At 61.4% G+C, this 22,819-nt stretch carries 20 protein-coding genes; 17 read left to right on the top strand and 3 right to left on the bottom strand.

The window, feature by feature from the left end; translation table 11 throughout:
* Window positions 1-54: 54 nt before the first annotated feature.
* From ADJ70_RS08135 to ADJ70_RS08080, 13 genes are all read left to right on the top strand, one after another.
* Window positions 55-2,271, top strand: a complete 2,217-nt coding sequence (locus tag ADJ70_RS08135; RefSeq protein ID WP_050340671.1) for a hypothetical protein — start codon at window positions 55-57, stop codon at window positions 2,269-2,271.
* Between the two features lie 3 nt (window positions 2,272-2,274).
* Window positions 2,275-3,015 carry an ATP-binding cassette domain-containing protein gene (locus tag ADJ70_RS08130; protein WP_083443904.1) on the top strand — a complete coding sequence of 247 codons (741 nt, stop codon included), beginning with the start codon at window positions 2,275-2,277 and terminating at the stop codon, window positions 3,013-3,015.
* A gap of 252 nt (window positions 3,016-3,267) precedes the next feature.
* Window positions 3,268-3,948, top strand: coding sequence for a TetR/AcrR family transcriptional regulator (locus ADJ70_RS08125; protein WP_050340670.1), 681 nt, complete (start codon window positions 3,268-3,270; stop codon window positions 3,946-3,948).
* A 65-nt stretch (window positions 3,949-4,013) separates the two neighbouring features.
* Window positions 4,014-4,247 carry a hypothetical protein gene (locus ADJ70_RS08120; protein WP_050340669.1) on the top strand — a complete coding sequence of 78 codons (234 nt, stop codon included), beginning with the start codon at window positions 4,014-4,016 and terminating at the stop codon, window positions 4,245-4,247.
* A gap of 645 nt (window positions 4,248-4,892) precedes the next feature.
* Window positions 4,893-6,815, top strand: coding sequence for an ABC transporter ATP-binding protein (locus ADJ70_RS08115; RefSeq protein ID WP_083443902.1), 1,923 nt, complete (start codon window positions 4,893-4,895; stop codon window positions 6,813-6,815).
* A 2-nt stretch (window positions 6,816-6,817) separates the two neighbouring features.
* A complete protein-coding gene (locus tag ADJ70_RS08110; protein WP_050340668.1) occupies window positions 6,818-8,581 on the top strand; it encodes an ABC transporter ATP-binding protein in 1,764 nt (587 codons plus the stop codon).
* A gap of 379 nt (window positions 8,582-8,960) precedes the next feature.
* Complete coding sequence (locus tag ADJ70_RS08105; RefSeq protein ID WP_050340667.1) at window positions 8,961-9,623, top strand: response regulator transcription factor; 663 nt, start codon at window positions 8,961-8,963, stop codon at window positions 9,621-9,623.
* 9 nt (window positions 9,624-9,632) lie between these two features.
* On the top strand, window positions 9,633-10,697 hold the full coding sequence (locus ADJ70_RS08100; protein ID WP_050340666.1) for a sensor histidine kinase: 1,065 nt from the start codon (window positions 9,633-9,635) through the stop codon (window positions 10,695-10,697).
* Between the two features lie 269 nt (window positions 10,698-10,966).
* Window positions 10,967-11,122: a hypothetical protein gene (locus ADJ70_RS14610; RefSeq protein ID WP_157051459.1), complete on the top strand. Its 156-nt coding sequence runs from the start codon at window positions 10,967-10,969 to the stop codon at window positions 11,120-11,122.
* A gap of 28 nt (window positions 11,123-11,150) precedes the next feature.
* Window positions 11,151-11,921, top strand: a complete 771-nt coding sequence (locus ADJ70_RS08095; RefSeq protein WP_050340665.1) for an ABC transporter ATP-binding protein — start codon at window positions 11,151-11,153, stop codon at window positions 11,919-11,921.
* On the top strand, window positions 11,911-13,998 hold the full coding sequence (locus tag ADJ70_RS08090) for an ABC transporter permease (RefSeq protein ID WP_050340664.1): 2,088 nt from the start codon (window positions 11,911-11,913) through the stop codon (window positions 13,996-13,998). The genes ADJ70_RS08095 and ADJ70_RS08090 overlap by 11 nt, the downstream gene beginning before the upstream one ends.
* Before the next feature lie 9 nt (window positions 13,999-14,007).
* Entirely contained in the window at window positions 14,008-15,429 is a 1,422-nt protein-coding gene (locus ADJ70_RS08085) for an FtsX-like permease family protein (RefSeq protein ID WP_050340663.1), read from the top strand.
* Window positions 15,430-16,160: 731 nt separating this feature from the next.
* On the top strand, window positions 16,161-16,523 hold the full coding sequence (locus tag ADJ70_RS08080) for an arsenate reductase family protein (protein ID WP_050340662.1): 363 nt from the start codon (window positions 16,161-16,163) through the stop codon (window positions 16,521-16,523).
* 72 nt (window positions 16,524-16,595) lie between these two features.
* Here ADJ70_RS08080 and ADJ70_RS15335 read toward each other — a convergent pair whose 3' ends face one another.
* From ADJ70_RS15335 to ADJ70_RS15325, 3 genes are all read right to left on the bottom strand, one after another.
* On the bottom strand, window positions 16,596-16,982 hold the full coding sequence (locus ADJ70_RS15335; protein ID WP_253273147.1) for a hypothetical protein: 387 nt from the start codon (window positions 16,980-16,982) through the stop codon (window positions 16,596-16,598).
* Between the two features lie 62 nt (window positions 16,983-17,044).
* Window positions 17,045-17,257 (bottom strand): hypothetical protein, encoded by a 213-nt coding sequence (locus tag ADJ70_RS15330; protein ID WP_253273146.1) that lies wholly within the window; start codon window positions 17,255-17,257, stop codon window positions 17,045-17,047.
* Between the two features lie 48 nt (window positions 17,258-17,305).
* Window positions 17,306-17,695, bottom strand: a complete 390-nt coding sequence (locus ADJ70_RS15325; RefSeq protein WP_253273145.1) for an ATP-binding protein — start codon at window positions 17,693-17,695, stop codon at window positions 17,306-17,308.
* 885 nt (window positions 17,696-18,580) lie between these two features.
* On the opposite strand from ADJ70_RS15325, the gene ADJ70_RS08070 reads away from it, so the two are divergent.
* The 4 genes from ADJ70_RS08070 (at window position 18,581) to ADJ70_RS08055 (ending at window position 22,695) form a co-directional block, all read left to right on the top strand.
* On the top strand, window positions 18,581-20,464 hold the full coding sequence (locus ADJ70_RS08070) for a BglG family transcription antiterminator (protein WP_050340661.1): 1,884 nt from the start codon (window positions 18,581-18,583) through the stop codon (window positions 20,462-20,464).
* Between the two features lie 12 nt (window positions 20,465-20,476).
* Complete coding sequence (locus ADJ70_RS08065; RefSeq protein WP_050340660.1) at window positions 20,477-20,797, top strand: PTS lactose/cellobiose transporter subunit IIA; 321 nt, start codon at window positions 20,477-20,479, stop codon at window positions 20,795-20,797.
* A 192-nt stretch (window positions 20,798-20,989) separates the two neighbouring features.
* Complete coding sequence (locus ADJ70_RS08060; protein WP_050340659.1) at window positions 20,990-21,301, top strand: PTS sugar transporter subunit IIB; 312 nt, start codon at window positions 20,990-20,992, stop codon at window positions 21,299-21,301.
* A gap of 116 nt (window positions 21,302-21,417) precedes the next feature.
* Entirely contained in the window at window positions 21,418-22,695 is a 1,278-nt protein-coding gene (locus ADJ70_RS08055) for a PTS sugar transporter subunit IIC (protein ID WP_050340658.1), read from the top strand.
* Window positions 22,696-22,819: the final 124 nt, after the last annotated feature.

Genomic DNA, 22,819 nt, shown 5'->3' with positions numbered 1-22,819 from the left:
GACCAAGGTGTGGCTAACCATTTGCCAAGTAGTAAACGAAGGGGTCCATGACCTATGACCAAGCTCGTTGCGTGCGCCAAGACAGTCGTGATCCTTCTGCTCTCCCTCTCGGTGTCAGCACTGCTCATTTTTCGCTGTTCCGACGCATATCTTGATGCGGCCTCCAGCTACCCCGAAGAGGGCGTGAGCCTAGACCTCTCTGGCGTCAAACGTGACGTGCAGGACCAGACTTGGCAGACGCTTTCGGACTACATCGGCACGAGGCATGCGGTCATCGTGAGGGTTGACAGGGGCATCGGGAATCGTGGGGCGGACGCGGATACGCTGTCGTTCGGCTATGTCAAGATAGGCATCTATGGTGACGTGGCCGCGCAGTCCGACGGTCTTACGCTCTCCTTCATGGGGGAGCGCGTCTTGGATGCCGAACGGCTCGGGAGGCTGCTTGGGAGCCCCTCACCCACCGCTACCTTGGGGCTCGATGTCTCGCAGGTGGACGAGGTGGAGGGGCTGCCCACCATCATGGGCGTTAAGGTCGTCGTCACGAGGCTCGATAACCTCATCGAGCAGACGGGCACCGTAAACGGTAGCTACCGCGTGCTGGGGCTGAGCCCCGGGGAGTTTCGCGAGCTGAGCGCGGCTGTGGCGGAGGCATCCGGCATCTCGATGGAGTCGATGTCAAGCCCGCTGCACGGGGAAAGGGTGGATCTTGGGTTGGCTCCCATCCTTGCCCTCGGCCTTGCCGTGGCGAGTTTGGCGCTGCTGTTTGCCCTCTTTGTGGTCTCGGACCTCATGGGCCTGCGCGCCATGGGCACTCACCTCCTCTGCGGATGGTCTCGCTTGGAGTTCTGGGTGCAGGAGAGCCTTGGCTGGCTGCTGCTTGCCTGCGTCGCGGCCCCCCTGGGGGTAGCCGGTGGGCTTGTCGCCAGCGAGGGCACGCTCGGCTCGCCCGCGTACCTCTCCTTCATGGCGAGCGCGGGGCTGCTCGTGCTGCTCGCCGTGCTCCTGCTCTCCGCTGTGGCGGGACTCATCACGCTGTGTGCGGCCCCGGTTGCGGCGATACGAAACCAGGTCTCCCGGCGGGTGGCCATCGTCGTGCTGCTGCTGTTCTACCTTGCGTGCACCTGTGTGGCCGACTGGAGCGGCAACTACCTGGACGGCGTGATGGGCGGCATCGAGAAGAACGCCCAGATTGCCACCCAGTGGGCACAGGTGTCAGACCTGTATATTCTTAAGACGAGGAAGGTAGGGAACGACGCCAGCAGCGTCACGGGACAGTCGAGCTACTTGAGTCAGTGTTTCTATAACTGGTACGCCTCCCAGGCAGACGAGGATGGCGTCTATGCGGTAAGCACGACGCTCTGGACCCAGGAGATGCTGGACAACCTCCGGGGGGCGGGCTCATACGAGAACGCGCCTTCTGCGCCATTCCGCATGTATACGGCGTCGCCCAATTACCTGAAAAGCCAGGGGTTTGCCTTAGATGACGAGCTGGTGCGCGAGGCGCATGCCGGGGTGCGCGTCTACCTTGTGCCGAGTACGCTTGACGAGCGGCTTGCGGGGGAGATCGAGTCGTTCGAGACCAGGCTCTCGGTGGAGATTAGGGGCAAGAGCGACATCCACACGAAGTTCGATGACGTCGGGCAGTGCAAGTTCGTGCGCTACGACCCCTCCGTCAGCCTCTTCAACTGGGACACCGACCCCACCGCGCCCCAGAGTTCCAACGACTCCGTCATCCTCATCTGCACGCCCGAGAACATGACGTTCGTGGAGAGCTTGAGCCTTGGTGCCGGCGACCTGAACAACAGCTGGGTCAAGCTGAGGCAGGACAGGCTGTCCACCGCGCTTTCCGAGGAGACGCTTGAGCGCTTTGACCTCAAGGACAACGAGCCTGAGTTCGTGAGCACGGCGGAGTTCGTCAAGGGCCTCACCAAGACACTGTGGCTCACGTTCAGGCTGTTCGGGGGTGTCTGCCTCCTTACCTCTGTGCTGCTCGTGGCTCTCGTGCTGGGGCTCATAGCTGCCTACCAGTACATCTACGGGGAGGATGTCGCCGTCAAGCGCCTTATGGGCTACCCGGTGCTACGCATCTACCCGCTGCCGTTTTTGCTGGTGTGCCTGGCGTCTGCCTGTGGCTTTGCCGTCATGCTCGTCCAGCGCTCGACACTCGGCGTGGTCTACGTGTCGTTCATGCTCGTGACGCAGCTGCTCGCCCTTGCCATCTACGTGCGCGCGAACAGCCTGAAGCAGCTCAACCTCATGCTAAAGGAGTAGAGTATGGCTACCACCGCTACCACCCTCGCCGCCGCTGCCAGCACCGCCGCTACCGCCCGAGGCGGGACTGCTGCCGCCACCAACGCCACCAAGGTGGCCCCGCTTGTCGCAAGGAAGCTGGGGAAGAGCTTCGGCTCTCGCATTGTGCTCAGCGACCTCGACCTTACGCTCGCCCAGGCGGCGGTCATGGCCGTCATGGGTCCCTCGGGCTCGGGCAAGTCTACGCTGCTGAACATCCTCGGCCTGCTCGAGGAGCCCACGTCCGGCACGCTGACCATCAACGGGGAGCCCGCGCCGCGCATCAACTCGGGTCGCGCCACGCACATGCGAAGGGATTACATCAACTACCTGTTCCAGACCAACGCGCTCGTCACCAACCGCAGCGTTGCCGACAACCTCCTGATTGGCATGCACTATGCCAAGGCGAGCCGCGCCGAGCAGGCAGAGCAGATTCGCCGTGCGCTTCAGGCGGTGGGTCTCAAGGGCAGCGAGAGGACCAGGGTCAACGTCCTCTCTGGGGGTGAGCAGCAGCGTGTCGCCATTGCCCGCTGCATGCTCAAGCCGGGAAACGTCGTCCTTGCCGACGAGCCGACCGGCTCCCTTGACAGGAGGCTCGCCCATGAGGTGTTTGGCCTCATCCTCTCGATGCGCGAGCACCTGGGGAAGTCCATCGTGGTCGTGACCCATGACCTGGAGATAGCGCGGCGCTGTGACGAGGTGCTGGACATCGCGCACCCGCGCTGAGGATGCCCTGGCCCCGCCCCTCTGCCTGGTCATACGTCGTCCCGCCACCTGACGTTGCCGGGTGGCGGAGTAGCGTTGTGCGCGGACTTGGCGCTAAGTGCCCCGCAATCTGCGGGGCACTATCCTTTGGACGTTTGCCCAGTTGAGCCCATGCCGTTAGTGCCTCGCAGCCTGCGGGGCACTAACGGCATGGTAGACTGCCAGCAGGGCTGGCTGCGAGATCGGTGTCGCATGGGAGGTGCGGAGGAGCGGATGGTCGGCATAGGGGGTGGCGGACGGGGCGTCGCGAACACGCGAGATGCCATCGTCGCCGCCGCGCGGCGAGAGTTTCTCTCCAAGGGATTCCATGAGGCGTCGCTGAGGTCCATCGCCTCAGAGGCGGGTGTCACGACCGGCGCCATCTACGGGTACTTCTCCAGTAAGGAGGCCCTTCTTGGCGCGGCGGTCGGCAACGTGGGCGAGGGACTTTGCAAGCTGTGCCAGCGGGCCTTCGTCGAGTTCGAGTCACGCTCCATAGAGGAGCGCAGCTTTTCCAACATGGGTGCCTACGAGGAACACGTCCAGCTGCGTATCATCGATTACATTTATGACCATCACGACGAGTTCTCCCTCATAGCCCAACATCCCGTCGCGACCAGGTGGGAGCGCGACCTCGATTGCCTTGTCGAGCTTGAGGTAAGGAGTACGCGGGCATACGGATCTGAGCTGCGCGCGGCGGGCTGGGACGTACGAGATCCAAACCCCCTCGTGCTGGAGGTCATTGCGCGTCAGTTTTTTCAAGCGCTCCTCCAACCTATCGTGCGGGGTGTGGGGCGAGAGGAGGCGCGCGCCTTCATTATGGAGTACGGTCGCTTCTACTATGAGGGGGCTCGTGCGCTGATGGAGCCGCAGGGATCGGCAGCTGGTGGCGTGCAGGCGTCGCAAGACTCGTGAGAGCCTCTTTTGCCTCGTCCATCGGTACAATCCCGAGGCATAATCATGAAGGAGATATTACGGTCATGAAAAGCCATCCGCTGCTCAAAGTTGAGGAACAGATCGAACATATGCGCAACAATGGCGTGCAATTCGAGATCATGCATGCCGATGAGGCAGCTGACTACTTGCGCCGGAATAACAACTATTACCGGCTGCGGTCCTACCGACATGGGTTCGAACGCGTCTCTGACGGGCCAAGCAAGGGCAGGTACGTCAATCTTGACTTCGCGGCAAACAGCAAAGTCGAAGCTCAGTAACGACCGTCTTATTCAGCTGACGACGGCGCTTTACCTTCATCATTGTGTTGCCTCATCGGAGATTCACTGTCTGAGGGCATGCGAAATGAATCAGCTGGCAGAGCGAATCATGCGCCACTCTGAGTATTATAAGAAGTGTGACCAGATAAGGACGGGGTTGACCTACGTTATCCAGCTCATTAGAGCGTGGTATCCGAAGGAGGCCCAAGCGGTTCTTTGAGGATTACGTATGATTTGTCTTAGGAGTTGTTGACCGATGACGTTTGATCGGGCGAGAATAACCTTGCTACGAAAAACGGTCTCCGTTTTGCAGGGACGCCTTCGAGAGGGGGTGCCCCTGATTTTTTGGCCTTTGCGCCACTCGTCTGACAGGTAATGTCGGATGGGCGTCACAAGACTCGTGAGAGTCTCTTTTTGCCCCTGCGGTAGGCGCGGCCGCATCCGTCCAGTTGCTACCCCTCGCCACAAGCCACTTTTGCAGCGCCTCGCTGTCCACGTGCGGCCCCCACGTGCCTCTTTGCGCCACCCACCCAAGACCGAAAATATCGCGAGCGCAAAAAAACATCCCCACGCACCCTTGCCTTCTGGTGTAACACTGTTATATTGCTAAGTGATATTACCCGTAACTAACTTATGGGAGGCTTCATGGAAGCGTCTGTCAACACGAATGCGCCGAATGGGTCGCAAAAGGCCAAGCGGAGGAACCCCGCAGGACGCCTCTTCGAGTGGGCTGGTCCGAGTAGGGGGCTCTACGTCGTCTCGGTCATATGTGCCGTCATCGGTGTCGCGGGAAACGTCCTGCCCTATTACGCGGCCGGGCAGATGGTCGTGGGCGTGCTCTCTAACAACCGCGACTTCTCGTTCTATGTGGGCTGGTGTTCCTTTGCCGCGGCGTGCTATGCCGTCTACATCGTCTTTCACTACGTGTCCACGTCCATCTCGCACATAGCAACGTTCAGGACCATCTCCGAGATACGTCGCCTCTTGGCGCGCAAGCTCACCCGCGTGCCCATGGGCTACGTGCTCGACACGCCGTCGGGCACGCTCAAGAACATCATGGTCGAGAAGGCCGACAGCATCGAGACGACCCTGGCTCATGTCGTTCCCGAGATGACGAGCGATCTGCTCGTGCCCGTGGTCGTCGTCGTGTACATGCTGACGCTCAACTGGGCACTCACGCTCGTCTCCCTCGTTACCATCCCGGTCGCGGTGCTCGCCTACAGCCAGATGATGAGGGACTTTGAGCAGTGGTACGGCCGCACGATCACGTCCTCCAACGACATGGCGCAGACCTCGGTCGAATACGTGAACGGCATCGAGGTCATCAAGGCCTTCGGTCGCTCGGCGAGCTCCTACGAGAGATTCGCCCGCGCGGTTGACAACTACGCCCACTCCTTCATCGACTGGATGGCTCATTGCCAGGTCTGGCAGGACCTTGCGCTCTCCGTCGCGCCGGCAACCCTTGTCGCGGTGCTTCCCGTGGGCTGCCTCATGCTTGCCCAGGGTTGGATAGACCCTGCGACCTTCGTGCTCGTGTCCATACTCTCGGTAGGCGTGTTCCCGCCGTTGTACGCTGCCATCAGTTTCCTTGATGCGCTCGCTCAGGTGGGCACCACCGTTGACCAGATCTCCGAGGTGCTCGACCAGAGGGAGCAGACGCGCGCCGAGGGTGCCACGACCCTAGCTGCACCAGAGGGAGAGGTCCCGGGCATCGAGCTTGCGGGCGTGCACTTCTCCTACGGGCACGGCGAGGTCATCCACGGCATCGACCTCTCTGTGAGGCCGGGGACGGTGACCGCGCTCGTGGGACCCTCTGGCTCAGGCAAGTCAACTTTGGCCAGGCTCATGGCGGGCTTCTGGGACCCCGATGAGGGAGAGGTCCGCTTAGGTGGCGTGCCGCTCAAACGCATGTCTGCCGGGCAGCTGAGCGATCTTGTTGCCTACGTGTCCCAAGACAACTACCTCTTTGACGAGACGGTTATGGAGAACATCCGCATGGGACGTCCCCAGGCGAGCGACGAGGAGGTCATCGAGGCCGCGCGTCAGAGCGGCTGTCACGAGTTCATCGAGGGGCTTGATCATGGGTACCAGACGGTGGTCGGGGGAGGCGGCGGTCACCTCTCTGGCGGCGAGCGCCAGCGTATCGCCATCGCGCGCGCCATGCTGCACGACGCACCCATCGTGATCCTGGACGAGGCCACGGCCTATACGGACCCCGAGAGCGAGGCGCAGGTAGAAGCTGCCGTCTCGAAGCTGGTGGCAGGCAGGACCCTCATCGTGATCGCACACCGCCTCTCCACCGTGACGGACGCCGACAGGATAGTCGTGGTCAGCGACGGTCGCATCGAGGCAGCGGGGACCCACGGCGAGCTCATGGAGGGCTGTGGGCTCTATCGCGCGATGTACCTGGCTCACATAGGTGCTCGCGATGCGGTCGACACGGCCGACAGGTCCGGCACCCGCGACGAGTCCGGCGTCCGCGACGGGGCCGACGAGGCCCGCGCCCGTGACGCTTCCGACGCCCGTGTTCTCTCATCTGACCCCAACTCGACGAGCGGTGAGGAGTAGCCATGATCTCCACCATCATCAAGTACTTTCGCTTTGGCGGCACGAATGCACCCAAGCTCATGCGTGGCATGGGCTGGACCCTGCTCACCTCCTTCTTCGAGTCATGGCAGATGATGGCGTTGGCCGTCGTGCTCTCGTCGCTCGCCGCGAACGTAAGCGCAGGCCCCGCCGGAAATGCGGACATGGGCCAGACGGCGCTTCCCGCCCTGGTCATCATGCTTGTCTCCATCGCAGGAACCTTCGTGGCGTCCCACTTTAGGAGTGCATGTTTCTGCGACGGCAACTTCTCCATGACCGCCGAGAAGCGCACGCGCATCGGTGACAACATGCGCTACCTGCCCATGGGCTACTTTAACAAGAACAGCCTGGGCGAGATATCGAGCACCATGACCAATACTCTCGATGACGTGCAGAACGTCGGAGGCCTCGTGTACTCCAACGTCATCTCGGGCCTGGTCTTCTCCGCCATCGTCGCCGTCATGCTCAGCGTGATGGACTGGCGCTGCGGTCTCGTCGTCGTGGCGGCCATTGTCTGCGTGCTCGCCATCAACGCCCTCATGCAGCACAGCTCCCATGCCATCTCGAGCCATCGTGTTGCCGCACAGCGCGCCATCGTGGGGGCGATCCTCGAGTACGTGCAGGGCATCGCCGTCGTGCGCGCCTTCAACCTCGTGGACAGCGCTGAGGGCAGGCTCTCGCGGGCCATCGACGAATGTGAGCGCATGAACCTGTCGATGGAGCTGCACTTCATCGGCTACATGATCGTCGAGACGCTCGTGACCAAGTTCGCCTCGATTGCCCTCTGCCTGCTCGCCGTCTTCAGCTGGGTCAGCCAGACCATGGAGACGGGCACCTGCCTGTTGATGATAGTCGCTGCGTTCATGGTCTACACGAAGCTCGAGCTTGCCGGGTCCTATGCGAGTCTCCTGCGTCAGATAGACATCTGCATGGACAAGGTCAACGACCTGATCGCGACCCCAAAGATGGGCGAGGGGGCGGGCATCGAGGGCACCGGAAGCTTCGACATCGAGCTGGACGATGTGTCCTTCTCGTACGGCGAGAGGGACGTCATCAGGCACGTGTCGCTCTCGATACCCCAGGGAAGCTCCTGTGCCATCGTCGGCCCGAGCGGTGGCGGCAAGACGACCCTCGCGCACCTCATGGCGAGGTTCTGGGACGTCAGCGAGGGCAGGGTGAGCGTGGGCGGACGCGACGTGCGCGACTGGAAGGTCGACGCCCTGCTCTCGAACTTCTCCATGGTGTTTCAGGGGGTCTACCTCTTCGACGACACCATCGAGAACAACATCAAGTTCGGCCATCCTGACGCCACGCACGAGGAGGTGGTCGCGGCGGCACGCCGTGCCTGCTGCGCGGACTTCATCGATTCTCTGGAGAAGGGCTATGACACCGTCATCGGCGAGGGGGGAGACATGCTCTCTGGTGGCGAGCGGCAGCGGCTCTCCATCGCTCGGGCCATCCTCAAGGACGCGCCCATCGTGATCCTGGATGAGGCCACGGCCAACGTCGATCCCGAGAACGAGCAGGATCTGCAGGGGGCCATCGCCGAGCTGGAGCGAGGCAAGACGGTCATCATGATCGCGCACCGCCTCAAGACCGTACGCGACGCGGACCAGATAGTCGTGCTCGATGGTGGGAGCATCGTCCAGCAGGGGACTCACGAGCAGCTCATGGCAAAAGATGGACTCTACCGCAGCTTCGTGGACATGCGCGAGCGCTCCATAGGCTGGAAGCTCGCCAAGGCGTAGGCAGGCGAGCAGGGCGAGCACTGGTGCCCTCGCCGGCGGCCACACCCCGGCGAGGGTGACCCGCCTGCCAGCAACCCCACCCGGCGAGGGCGACCCGCCCATCGAGGCAGAACCACCCGCCAATCTGGCGGGTACCTTCCCCAAGACGTTTGCCCAGTTGGCAAATTTTTTTCGGTACCCGCCAGTCTGCGGGGCACTTTCCGCCCCCGCCGTCCTCCGCCACTTACACCCCCTGCCCACTTACCTAACAGATGGCGAAATCGGCTATAGTGAGAGGCCACACGCTAGCGTAACAAGGCGTGGGGCTGCACGAGCGCGCACGGGTGGACGAGGCAGACGGGGGCGGCGAAGGTGTCGCAGGACAGGTGAGGCAAGACGTATGGCAAGGATAGCGGTCATCGAGGACGACGAGGCCATCCGCAGCTCCCTTTCTGAGCTGCTCAGCAAGAACGGACACGAGCCCCTTGTGCTTCACTCGTTTGGCAACGTGGTCGAGGACGTGCTCGCAAGCTCTCCCGATCTGGTCCTGCTCGACCTTGGCCTTCCGGGCCTTGACGGCACGGCTGTCTGCCGAGAGCTGCGCTCGCGGGCGAGCGTGCCCATAATTGTCGTTACGAGTCGCTCGACAGAGATGGACGAGGTCATGTGCATGACGCTTGGTGCCGACGACTTCGTGCCAAAGCCCTACAGCAGCTATGTCCTGCTCGCCCACGTGGAGGCGCTGCTCCGACGCGTCGGGGGCGCCACCAGCGCCATTCTCACGCACAAGGGCCTCAGCTTGGACGCGTCGCGCTCCGTCGCCTCTGCCGATGGGAAGACGGTCGAGCTCACCAAGAACGAGCTTCGCATACTGTCGCTTCTCATGCGCAATGCGGGTACCATCGTCCCGCGCGAGACCATCATGTGCGAGCTGTGGGATTCCGACGCGTTCGTGGACGACAACACACTTACCGTGAATGTGAACCGCCTGCGCCAGACGCTCGCCAAGATTGGCAAGGGCGATCTGCTCGTGACGCGACGCGGGCAGGGGTACTCGGTATAGGCCGTGGGCATGAGCTTTTTTCGCTACCTCAGGGACCGTGCCGTCGCCATCTACATCACCGCGCTCTCGCTGCTTATTGTGGTCTTGGTGCTACGCGGTGTGGGTACGGAAGACTCCATCGTCGCGCTCGTCTCGGGCATCCTGCTTGTGGCCGCCGTCCTGAGGCTGCTCGTGGGCTACGTGCCCCGGAGCGAGTTCTGGAATCTTTTGGTGGCCTCTGCCTTGGTCCCGCACGAGGCGAGTCCCCTTGCCGTGGCCGACCTCGTCGATGAGCCGCGCTTCCTCGAGGGCCAGCTCGCGTGGGAGGTCATGGATGCCCTCGCGCAGGACTATCGTGCACGGGTCGATGCCATACGCGCGGAGGGCGCTGACTACCGCGACTTCGTCGAGGCGTGGGTGCACGAGGTGAAGACCCCCATCGCTGCCGCACGTCTGGTGTGCGATAACAACCCGGGTCAGGCCTCCTCCACAGTCTCGCGAGAGCTGGGGCGCATAGACGGCTACGTGGAGCAGGCCCTCTACTATGCCCGCTCCGGCAGCCTCGACCGCGACTACGTGATCCGGAGGGTGGAGGTCTCGGCCCTCGTGCATGGTGCGGTAAGGGCGCACGCGCGCTCCCTCATCGACCAGCAGGTGAGCGTCAGGACAGACGGTCTGGACATGATGGTCTTCGCCGACGTGAAGTGGGTCGCTTTCGTGCTGGGTCAGCTCATAGAGAACGCGGCAAAGTACCGTGCGCCCAGGGAGTGGGGTCGCGACGAGGCGCTTCTGTGCTTTGCCGCAGTGCGCTATGACGAGGGTCTCGCAAACGAGCGCGTCGTGCTCAAGGTGACGGACAACGGCCGGGGTATCCCGGCCTCGGACCTGCCTCGCGTCTTCGACAAAGGCTTCGTGGGGGAGAACGGCAGGCTAACGAGCCTGGGCAAGTCTACGGGCATCGGGCTGTTTTTGGTCAAGCGGCTCTGCGACAAGATGGGCCTCTCCGTGGGCATGGAGTCCGTTGAGGGGAGCTGGACGCGCGTGAGCATCACGTTTCCCACCAACCGCATGCACTATGTGGACCGCCTAGACTAGCTTCGCCCCGTCGCCACCCGCCCCGACCCGTCGCCACCCGCCCCGCCGTCACTTGGCCCGCCATGCCACCCGCCCCGACCCGTCGCCACCCGCCCCGCCCGAGCTTCGCCTTCCGTCTACGCCGCCCCGCGACCTCACCCCGCCTCCTGCCCACGACGCCGTGCAAGCTTACGAAAGTGTCACCCTTTCGTAAGCGGCTTCGATGGCATGCCAACCCGTCTCGCGCCAAGATGATGGTATAGCTTGGCACACAAGACAAGGAGGACATCATGAGGCGAATGAACCCCAAGGCACAGAGGCTCTGGGAGGCCAACGAGCGCCTGCTTGCGGGCAACCTGTCACCCTTCGAGTGGATCGCCTGGTCCATCTGCTACGTTGGCATATGCGTCGGCATCGTGGTGCTCCTCTGGGTATCACCTCGCTAGTCTTCGCAACAAAGGAAAGGGACTTAATATGAGCAAGGCACTAGAGGTTACGAACGTCGAGAAGGTCTATGGCGGGATGTTTGGCAACGCCACCCGTGCGCTCGATGGCGTGTCCTTCTCCATCGATCGCGGTGAGTACGTCGCTATCATGGGACCCTCGGGTTCTGGCAAGACGACGCTGCTCAACTGCATTGCCACCATCGATCGTCCTACGGCGGGCAGCGTCCTCATCGACGGCACGAACGTGACGCACATGCGCGCCAAGCAGCTGTCCACGTTCAGGCGTGAGCAGCTGGGCTTCATCTTCCAGGACTCCAACCTCCTCGACACGCTGACCTGTCGCGAGAACGTGGCGCTGCCCCTCACCATCGCCCGCGTCGCGCCGGCCCAGATAGACGAGCGCGTAGAGCGTATCTCTGCGACCCTGGGGGTCCGTGAGGTGCTCGACAAGTTTCCCTACCAGGCCTCAGGTGGCCAGCGCCAACGCGTGGCAGCCTGTAGGGCCATGATCAACGACCCCACGCTCGTGCTCGCCGATGAGCCGACGGGCGCCCTTGACTCCAAGAACTCCAAGCTCCTCCTTGAGCGTTTCGATGCCCTGAACACGCAGTTCAGGGCCACGATCCTCATGGTTACGCACGACACGTTCGCGGCAAGCTACTGCAGGCGTGTGCTCTTCATCCGCGACGGGAAGATCTTCACGGAGCTCCACCGTGGCGACCTGCCTCGGCGCACCTTCTTCGATCGCATCATGGAGGTCGTCGCGACGATGGGGGGTGGGCAGTCCGATGTTCTTTAGGCTGGCCTTGGGCAATGTGCGCAAGTCCTTGCGCGACTACACGGTCTACTTTGTCACGCTCGTGCTGGGCGTGACGGTGTTCTACGCGTTCAATACCATTTCCGGACAGGCGGACTTCCTCTCTGAGGACACGCGTCAGATGGTGAAGACCGTCGCGATGCTCATGGGCTTCGTCACGGTGTTTTTAGCCTTCGTGTTGGGCTTCCTCATGGTCTATGCCAACAACTACCTGGTCAAGCGTCGCAAGAGGGAGTTTGGCCTCTACCAGCTGCTGGGTATGAGGCAGGGTCAGGTCTCGCTGATCCTCGTGCTCGAGACGCTCCTTGCGTCCATTGCCTCGCTTCTGGTGGGGCTCGCCATGGGTGTGCTCTTCTCTCAGATCCTGGTGTTTGTGACGGCGGCCCTCTTCAACGAGACGGTCACCAACTTCAGCTTTCGCTTCTCGCCCGAGGCGGCCCTCTTCACCCTCATCTGCTTCTCGCTTGTGTTCGTCGTGATGCTCGTCTTTAACCTGCGCACGTTGCACAAGGTCAGGCTTGTCGAGCTCATGGGGGCGTCGCGCGTCAACGAGCGTACGCGCGTGCGCAGCCTCCCCGTCAGTGTGGTGGGCATCATGCTGGGGCTTGCGCTCATCATCTGGTCCTACGCCCGCTTGCTCAAAGACGGCCTGCCCATCAACTCGGCTGAGCAGTTCGGCGGGTTCTTCCTCACCACGGGCATCGTCACTGTGGGGACGCTCGTGCTCTTCTATGCGCTTTCGGGTGTCCTGCTGCATGTCGCGCACGCGTTCAAGGGCAGCTACTACCGAGGCCTCAACATGTTCACGGTGCGCCAGCTCTCCTCGAGGATAAACACGGTCTCCCTCTCGATGGGCGTCATCTCGCTCATCCTCTTCTTGGCCATCACGAGCGTCTCGAGTGGTCTGGGCATCTGCGCGGGAATCAGCGATAGCATACGGCGCCAGACGCCCTATGACGCCTCGCTCTCGCTGCGCTACGGGCATGCGGACGACAAGGGGGGCAGGGGCGTGACGTACCAGTATGACGCCGATGCGTTGCTTGCGGCCCACGGCATCGATCTCTCTGCCATCTCCAGTCAGGTGGTGAAGGTGTCAAGCCACTATGCGAACGACGTCGATGATAGCGACCCTCTCACCATCGACACCCTGTCCAGGAGGGCGGGGGTGAGCCTTCCGGATAGTCCCCTTACTAACACCTACCGTGACATCCCCCTGTCACTGATCTCGGCATCGGACTACAACAGCTTACGCAGGATGGGTGGGCTCGATGCAGTGGACATGGGCAGTGACGGCTACATGGTTGCCAGCAACGCCGGCGGTGCGCTCGTGAGGGTATACAACGACCTGCTGGCTGCACGTCCCACCGTCAGCCTGAGAGGGCGCGCGCTCAAGCCTGTCTCGAACGTGGTGGACGAGAGTTCGGCGTCCACGCTCTCAAACTCGTATAGTTCCTCAGGCGTCTTTGTCGTGCCCGATGACCTACTCGCGGATATCAAGCCTACCATCATCTACGTGAATCTCAACTACTCCGTGCCCAAGGCCGAGGGCGATAGGTTCATGTCGCAAGCCCTGGAAACCCTCAGTAGCGCAAAGGATGATGTGGGGATAGTCCTGGGCACTACGCGTACTGAGGCCGAGACCACCTCCCGGGGCTCGAGCGCCATCATCTCCTATCTTGCCATCTACATCGGATTCGTGCTCGTGATCGCCTGCGCGGCCATCCTCGCCATCCAGCAGCTCTCCAGCGCCTCGGACGCGGCACCCAGCTACCTGCTCCTGTCCGAGCTCGGCTGCCCCACAAAGATGTCCATGGGATCGCTCCTCGCGCAGACCCTCACCTTCTTCCTGCTGCCGCTTGTGGTGGCCTTGGCGCACAGCGCGGTTGCGCTCTCCCAGGTGATGACGGTCGTGAGCCTCATCGGTCAAGGCAGCAACTGGGCCATTCCCATCCTCATCACGGCCGTTGCCTTCGTGGCCGTCTATGGCACGTACCTCATGGTGACCTACTTCATGGCGCGTGGCATCGTGTCTTACCGTACGTCCAAGGCACGAGGATAGGGGGAGATCATGTCGTTGGAGAGAAAGCTCGCGGTGGGGAGCATCCGCAGGAGCGTGGGAGACTACTCGGTCTACTTTGCCACCTTCGCCTTCTGCGCCTGTCTGCTCTACACCTTTGCATCCTGCCGAGACTACCTGCTTGTACTGGACACGGGCCAGTTCTCGCTTGACGTCTTCGCCCGGGTGATGGAGTATATCATCCCTGTGGGGGTCTTTTCGATCGTGGTGTTCTGCTTTTTGGCCCGCTACGCCAACCGCTTTTTGGTGCGTCGTCGCAAGGCGGAGCTTGCCACGCTCCAGCTTGCGGGCATGGGCAAGGCGGCCGTGGCGCGCGTGCTGCTCATGGAGTGCGGAGCGGTCGCCCTCGCTGCCCTGGCGGGTGGCATCGCTGTCGGTATCGTGCTCTCTCCCGTCTTCGCGATGCTTGCCGCATGGGCCTTCAGGCTCACGTGGCGGCCGGTCGTGGTGGTGTCGACGGTCGGCATGACCTTTACGGCTGCGGGCTTTGCCGCAGTCCTGGTCGCCTCGGCGATCGGGGCTCTCCGTGAGCTTGGGAGGACGTCGCTGCTCGATCTCATGCAAGCGCGCCATGTGCCTGAGGTGGCTCGTGCGCGACGGCATCACTCGATTGGGCGCGACGTGGTCAAGGGTCTTGTCTGTCTTTCTATCGTGTACTTCCTCTGCTGGACCGTGGTCGGGTTCCTGGGGCTCATGATACCTGCGTCCATCCTCGCCTGCATGGGGACGTTCTGGTTGCTTCGCGCACTTGCCGCCCTCATCCCCGCAGTGGTCAGGAGCCGTCGCGGCGTGTACCTCAAGGGTCTCACCTGCTTCGTGACCCGTCAGGTCGAGGCCCACGTGGAAAGCAGTTGCGCCGCCCTCACCTGCGCGAGTGCGCTTCTCTCGGTGGGTGTGTGCGCCCTCTCGCTTGCCGTTGGCATACGCTCTGTCGTGGACGTCGAGCAGGCAGGTGGTGATCTTGAGATGCTGGCGGGAACGGGGACCCTCGTCTACATCGTACTGTTCTTTGGCGTGACGTTCATGGTCTCTGCTGCGGCGGTGCTTGCCCTGCAGCAGATGAGCGAGGCCTCCGAGAGCCGTGAGCGCTTCGTTGAGCTGACGCAGCTTGGGGCCGAGAGGGACGCCCTCTCGCGGGCGCTTCTGGCGCAGGTGGCCGTCTACTTCCTGTTCCCGGGGACGATGGCTGTCGTGCACGACGCATTTGGCTTCATGGTGGCCGCGGGGATGTTAGATATGCTGGGCATACCCGTCGAGAACGTCAACTTCACGCTCGTCCTCGCAGTGGTAATGGTGGTGTTTGTCGCCTACCTGCTTGTGACCTATCGTGGCTGCAAGCGCAGTGTCCTGGGATGGCTGGCGCCTGCGACGGCCGGCGGGGCGGGACCCGAGGCGGCGGGCGGGGCGGCCTGACGCCTGGGGACGGGGTGGGCGAGCGTGCTTCTCACCAGAGAATGGCCAGACACAACCATTGGAGAGATGCCAGGGCCTTGGCGAGGTCGGGCGCGGTGGCGGATTGGACTTGGTGGTATGAACCGCACTGCCACTCGCCCCTGAACGTACCCTCCGCACTGCCACTCGGCTCTGAACGTGCTGCTCGGTACGTTCACCGCCAAGTGGCAGTAAGAGTCGCACTGCCACTCGCCCTCGATCGTACCCTCCGCACTGCCACTCGGCCTCGATCGTACCGATGCGGTACGCTCACCGTCGAGTGGCAGTGTAGGATACACTGCCACTCGCCCCTGAACGTGAAGCACCCGTACGTTCACTGCCGAGTGGCAGTGTGTGTCGCTAGCTGCTTTGACAAGGAGCAAAAGCCTATGGCGGCAGATGGCAGGTCATGATGGTGGCCACGATCGAACGGATCCAGGGTGGTCAGTCGAGACAGACGCGTAGTGATCCTACTCGAGCATCCAGGTCTCGGGACGTTTCGGCGCTTCGGTCACACGAGTCAGGCAGGGGTGTGCTCTTTCGCAGCTCTCTCACGATGTCGAGCTTGCGTGTGAGGTAGGCTGCGATGATGAGGTTGGTCAAAGTCGAGGATCGATTCGTGCGAACAGGATCATCGTTCGCTCTTCCTCATATGAGGGGGAGTGGATGCCCATCGACGGGTCACTCAGCCCCGTTCGTGGATAGGAGATGCAATGAGCGTACTGCTTCTGGAATACCCTACGTGCTCTACCTGTAGGAAGGCCAAGAAATGGCTGGATGCGCACGGTGTTGGCTATGTCGACCGCGACATAGTGGCCGACAACCCCACGGCAAAGGAGCTCGCCCTTTGGCACGAGCGCTCGGGCCTACCCGTGCGCCGCCTGTTCAACACCTCATGCATGCGGTACCGTGAGCTGGACGTCAAGACCAAGCTCGATGCCGGAATGACCGATGCCGAGTGCTATGACCTGCTCGCCACCGATGGCATGCTCGTCAAGCGCCCGCTGCTCGTGGGTGAGGACTTTGCCATCCCCGGCTTCAGGGAAGGGACGTGGGCTGAGGCGCTCGGTCTTTAGGGGGACGTGGGCATGGGTCTGCCTACAGCAATCGGTAGGTCAGGCACTCGTTCGTGCGGGCCGACGGGCGCGTTACCGGGAGGTTCGCAGGTAGTGTGCGAGGTAGGGCACCGAGAAACTCAGGCGACCACGTCCTGCAGGCTGGATGACGCCCGCGTCAATGAGCCGCTTGCGGTACTTCTGTGCGTAGTCCCGGCTGACGCCGAGCCGTGCGGCGATGTCAGAGATCCTGCTGCTGCCCTGATCCTCGGACATGGATACCAAGAAGTTGACGTCCACCTCCGAGAGCGCGTTGAGCGTCGTCCTGCATACGTCCGTCTCGAAGTCGCTTCGTGATAAGGCAAGTGCGGCATCGACTTCCACCCTCCCAAGCTCTGTGCCAGGCTGACCCCTCAGGCAGAGGTAATGGCCAACCAGCTGCAGCAGGTAGGGAGATCCCAGGGTACTCTCGGCAGCCACTCTCCTGAGGGCGGGAGATATGCTGAGTCCCAGCTTGCGAAAGGAGTCCTCAAAGAAGGCGTCTATCTCCCCGATGGGGATGGGGCCAGTCTGACCTTCGTGGCCCTGTTGAGAAACGTGAGCACGTGATCGTTGAGGGTGGCGGAGATGGCACCCGGAAGTCCTGCCATGGACAGTGCAAGGTCTGCCCCCTGCCCGATCAGCTCCTGATAGGCAATGACAAGCTGTCGTATGTGCTCGCTGTTCGCCTGCACCTCGTCAGTGAGGATGAGCACGGGTATGCCGTGCTGGTTGAACCTGTCGACAAGTCCTGCGAGCTGCCTCTAAAAGCTTCCCGTCGCCTCTTGTTGCGCAGCAAACTGCAGGTTGGCAGAGAACCCCAGCGCAGAGATGCCCCCACCTATGACGTGCGGTCCCCGTGTGCCGAGCATGCGGTCGCATTCGACCCACAGCTTCTCGAGGATGCGCTCCAGCATGTCGGACGAGACGATGGTCGGCGTTGCCACGGCAAGGCCCCGCTTTCGAGCACAGTCACCAAGTTCAAGGAGGAGGACCGTCTTCCCAGACCCTCTTTGGCCCAAGAGGAGGCTTGCCCGCTCTCGGCTTCCCGGCTTCGTGAGCAGGCCGTCGAGGAGGGCCGTGAGCACTTGGTCCCGCCCGACCAGCTGGCTGGGACGGTTGCCAAAGGAGGGGGAGAATACCGTGTCTCTCATGACGCGAGTCGTGTCCTTTCCTTTTTTTCCTAAGTTTTCCTTTCTTTTCTATTCTATCCTGAGCTGGCACTCTGTTGCACGAGAGAGCATGCGCCTGAAGGAGCATTGTCCCCGCGTAAGGGGGCTGGGTAGGCGCATGCTACGCCGGGTGAGCGCATCTACGTATAGCTGGTCTACTCTCCCGTGCGCTGTGGGTGCCCTGCTAGCGCAGGTCTCATCGGCGCCACGGGCAGATCATGGGTGGTTGAGTCACTCGTATCACTCGCTGTAACTCGTATCTAAACAGTGTACACAAATGGCCCAATTCGGCGCCGAGAGGCCTTCGCGACCAATTTGTGTACACTATTGCGTCTCTGCGGCCATTACGACAGCGCGATAGTGTACACAAATGCCCCAAACCGGCGCCCCACGGCTCTTATCACCAATCTGTGTACACTATTGCGTCCCCACGGTTGCTGGTCGCCGCAACAGTGTACACAAATGGCCCAAAACGATGCCAAGAGGTCCTCACAACTGATTTGTGTACACTATTGCGGCCCGAGGCTGCCCACCACCCTCGCGCCACAACAGTGTACACAAATGGCCCAAAACGATGCCGAGAGGCCCTCGCGACCAATCTGTGTACACTCCTGCGTCCCCAGTTCACACATAATGTACGGTTTTCTTCCAGAGCAAGCGCCCCACGGCTGTTTACCGCGATGCGGTACAGGGCAGCTTGTCTCGCTGGAGGATTGTCTTGCTGGAGGAGAGGAAATAACCCGGGTGAAAGGGCTCTGTGTGGGGGTGCCCTGGCATTGCACAAGTCCTCTTCCTGTACCGTTGGAAGTTTTTGCTATGGAGTCGCGCTCTCGATTCGCCTAGATTCTGCGTATGGGGAGAGGCGTCGTGGAGGCAAGGCTGCGTGAACTCATAGACCGGCTTCGTAAGAGGGAGACCACACCTGCGGAGGAGCTCGCCGAGTCGTTCTCGGTGAGTACGCGAACCGTGCGCACGTATGTGAAGAGGGCTAACATGGCGCTGAGGGGTGTTGCGCACGTCAAGGCGGAGCGCGGCAGGGGCTATCGCCTGGTGGTGGAGGACGGGACTGCCCTCGATCGCCTCGTAGAGGGGTCCGGCCGTGTCAGGCTGCCCTCCATGCCTAGGGAGCGCGTTGCCTACCTGGCCGATGACCTCCTTTCCCGCAGCGACTGGATAACCTTGGATGAGCTGTCCGAGTTGCTCTATGTGTCGCGCACTACCATCTCGGGAGACCTGCGTCACGTGGAGTCCGCCCTAAAGAAGTTCGATCTCTCACTCGAGAGGCGTCCTCACCATGGGATACGGGTTGTGGGATCAGAGGTTGACCGCAGGCTCTGCCTTGCCTCCCTCGTGGTTGATTCCGAGGCATCTGATCTCATCGAAGCAAGCGGTAGTTCCCTGATGCTTGGCCAGATAGACCAGTGCATCTCTTCGGTCGCCTCTGGGATGCAGGACTTTGTGTACCGCAATCTCCTCGTCCACATAGCCATAGCGATCATGCGTATCAGGAAGCACTGCTATGTGCCCATGGATGCCGTCGAGATGGAGCGGCTGCGGTCAGAGCGAAGTTACGATGTCGCCCAGAGCGTCGCTCGTTCCATCGAGAAGTGCTTCGACATCGAGCTCCCAGAGGAGGAAGTGGCCTACATTGCCATCCACCTGGGAGGTAAGCAGATGATTGATGGTGAGGATGAGGACGGGCAACCAGTCATCTCCGATGAGGTATGGGAACTTGTCGCGCGCATGATCGAGCTCGTGCGGCTGGACTTCCGTTTTGACCTTGGTGGCGATCTTGAGCTGAGGATGAACCTCGCTCGTCACATTGTCCCCTTGTCCGTGAGGATGAGGCATCACATGTCCGTCGCGAACCCTATCCTGCAGGACATCAAGCAGCACTATCCGCTTGCCTATCACATGGCGCTGGACTGCGCACCATTGCTGGTCGATGCATGGGGGTTTGATCTGACCGAGGACGAGGTGGGCTACATTGCCCTGTCCTTCGCCTTGGCCCTTGAGCGCGCGCGGACCGCCCTCGACAAGAAAAGTTTGCTCGTCGTCTGCGCGACTGGCGAGGGGAGCGCCCGGTTGCTCGAGTGTCGGCTTCGCCAGGAGTTTGGGACGTACATCGATAGGATTGTCACCTGTGATGCCTCGTGCATCAAAGACATCGACCTCACGGGCATTGACTACGTGATTTCCACGGTCCCTTTGGGCAAGAGGCTTTCCCGACCCACGCTCGTAGTGAGCAACTTTCTGGAGGACGTGGATATCTCTAACGTGCGAAGCCTTCTTGGTAGGGGTCAGGCAGATGATGTGTCAGCCTGCTTCCCCCCAGACCTGTTTCTCGCGCACCTCGAGTTCGATAGCAAGGAGTCGCTGCTCGACTACCTCATTGACCAGCTGTGCGAGAGGAGAAGGCTTCCAACGGGCTTTCGCGATCTCGTCTGGCGTCGCGAGGAGGTCGCGCAGACGTCGTTTGGAAATCAGGTCGCGATCCCCCACCCCATGGAGGCCATGGGTAACGAGACCGTCGTCTGTGTGGGCATCAATGAATGGCCTGTTGATTGGGGAGGTAAGCCCGTGCGTTTGGTGCTGTTGACATCGGTCGCGCGAGAGAAGGGTAGGGAGCTGCAGGGATTCTACCGTGCTACGGCTCGCTTCGTCACAGATGCCACGAGGGTTGCGCAGGTTATACGGGAGCAGAGGCACGATGGTTTCGTGTCCCTCATTGAGTGCAAAAACCCCACGTAGATAGGAGCGGTAATGGAGGAAGACAAGTACGAACTGGCCATGGAGATCATCTCGCATGCAGGCATCGCGAAGTCTTGCGCGCTGGAGGCCATTGATCTGGCGGATGAGGGTGACTTCGAGGGTGCCGAGCGCAGCCTCGCAGAGGCTCGTCATGAGATGAAGGGGTCGCATGACGTCCAGTTCTCGATGATTCAGCAAGAGGCACAGGGCAAGCCTGTCGAGGTGCATCTCATCCTGCTTCACGCCGAGGACCACCTCACGATGGCCATCATGTGCATCGACCTTGCCGAGCGCTTCATAAACCTCTATCGGCGGCTCGCCGAGAAGGGCTAGGTGCCATCGATGGGGGAGGCCTCGTCTTGCATCAAGACGAGGCGACGCGCCATAAAGGTTGGTCCTTGCTCAAGGAAAGGCCAGTTTGCCTCCACTGACACGGAGGGTGCCCGTCAGCTGACGTAAGGATGTCGGGGTCAGAGGGACCCCGCATGGTTGCAGGCTATCATGCCTGCGGAAAGGTAGGGAATCATGAGAATCATGCTTGCCTGCGCCGCCGGAATGTCCACCTCGATCTTGGTCGCAAAGATGGAGGAGGCCTCGAAGGCTGCTGGTCGCGATGACAGGATCTGGGCGGTCGAGCAGGGATCCATCGAGTCCGAGATCGGTAACTTCGACGTCCTCCTTCTGGGTCCGCAGGTTCGCCACATCAGGCGCAAGGTCGACAAGATCGTCAATGGTGCCGCACCGGTGGATGTCATCGAGGCCACCGCATATGGGCGCGGAGATGGTGCTGCCGTTTTGGCGCAGGCAGACAAGCTGGCTGCCGGATTCAAGAAGTAGCATCTGCGCAAGGGGGGTCGCTTAAGCATCGGCGCCCGACTGCGGTCGTGCGCCGGCTTCCCTCAGCCCATCATCGTATTGAACCCATACTACACATATAGGGATAGGAGGCTTTCATGGCATTTAGCCAAGGTTTCGAGGACAAGCTTCTCGACATCGCGGAATGGGTTGACAGTAACAAGTACCTCAACTCTATCAAGGACGCCTTCACGGTGTTCATGCCCTTCGTCATCGTCGGCTCGTTTGGCTCGCTGCTCAACTCGCTTATCGCATCCAAGACAACCGGTCTCGCGCAGGTCGTCCCCGCAGCGGCTCAGCTGGGTCCCGCGTTTTCGGCCCTCAACTTCTGCTGCCTGTCGTTCATGACGATTCCCGTCATGTATCTCATTGCTCATAACATAGCCAAGCACAATGATGCCGACCCTGTTGTGACCGGCGTCATCTGTATTGCCGCCTACGTCTCGATGGTTCCCTCGACGTTCACGGCGGACCTCACGAAGCTTCTTGGTGCGGGACAGACCCTGGCTGACGGGACCACCAAGGCAACCGGTCTTGCTGCCATGGGTCAGACGATCTTTGGCGCGCAGGGACTCTTTGTGGGCATGTTGACGGCTATCTTCGTGGCAGAGTTCTTTGACTGGCTCTGCACGGTTGAGGCCATCAAGATCAAGATGCCTCCCTCGGTGCCTGCGGGCATCACCAAGTCCTTCAACGTCATGCTTCCCGTTGCCGTTACCCTACTCGTGACATGCATCGTGGGCCTGCTTGTCAAGCTTGTCTCTGGTCAGTACATCAACGAGCTCGTGTATGCCATCTTGCAGGCACCCATGGAAGGCCTCTTCCAGACGATGCCCGGCATTCTCGTTGCCATCATGCTCTCTCAGCTCTTCTGGTTCTTGGGCATCCATGGCGGTCTTGTCGTAAGTCCCGTGCGCAATGCCATCTGGGCAACGGCCATAGCCGCCAACACCGCTGCCCTTGCGGCCGGAGGTGCGCCCGACCGCATCTTTACCCAGGGGTTCTGGATGTGCTTCGTCGTCCAGGGAGGTGCCGGCATGACGCTCTGCCTGCTGTTTGCCACCTTTCTGTTCTCCAAGCGCGATGACCACCGTGGCGTGGCAAAGCTTGCCCTCTTCCCCGGGATCATGGGCATCTCGGAGCCAGTCGTCTTTGGTTACCCTTTGGTGCTTAACCCCACGTTCGCGATTCCCTTCATCCTCAACTCGTCGATATCGGCTGCCATAGCAATGGTCGCCATGAATGTTGGCTTCTTGTCCTGCAATACCTTCGACGTGCCCTTTGGTGTGCCCGTGCTGCTCAATGCGTTCATGAGCTTCGGCTGGCAAGGTATCGTCGTTCAGCTGGTCACCCTTGTGATATGCACGGCCGTGTGAGTGCCCTTTGTCCTCATTGCAAACCGCGAGGCTAAGAACGAATCGGCCAAGGAAGCTCAGGCGGCGCAGTCATAGGTGAAGAGGCCTAGACGTCGTGGTCGGCATGGGTCGAGCACGCCTGACT

The sequence above is a fragment of the Olsenella sp. oral taxon 807 genome (assembly GCF_001189515.2).
GTDB lineage: Bacteria > Actinomycetota > Coriobacteriia > Coriobacteriales > Atopobiaceae > Olsenella_F.
The sequence above is the reverse complement of the archived record's forward strand: the minus strand, read 5'-3'. Positions and strand labels throughout refer to the sequence as shown.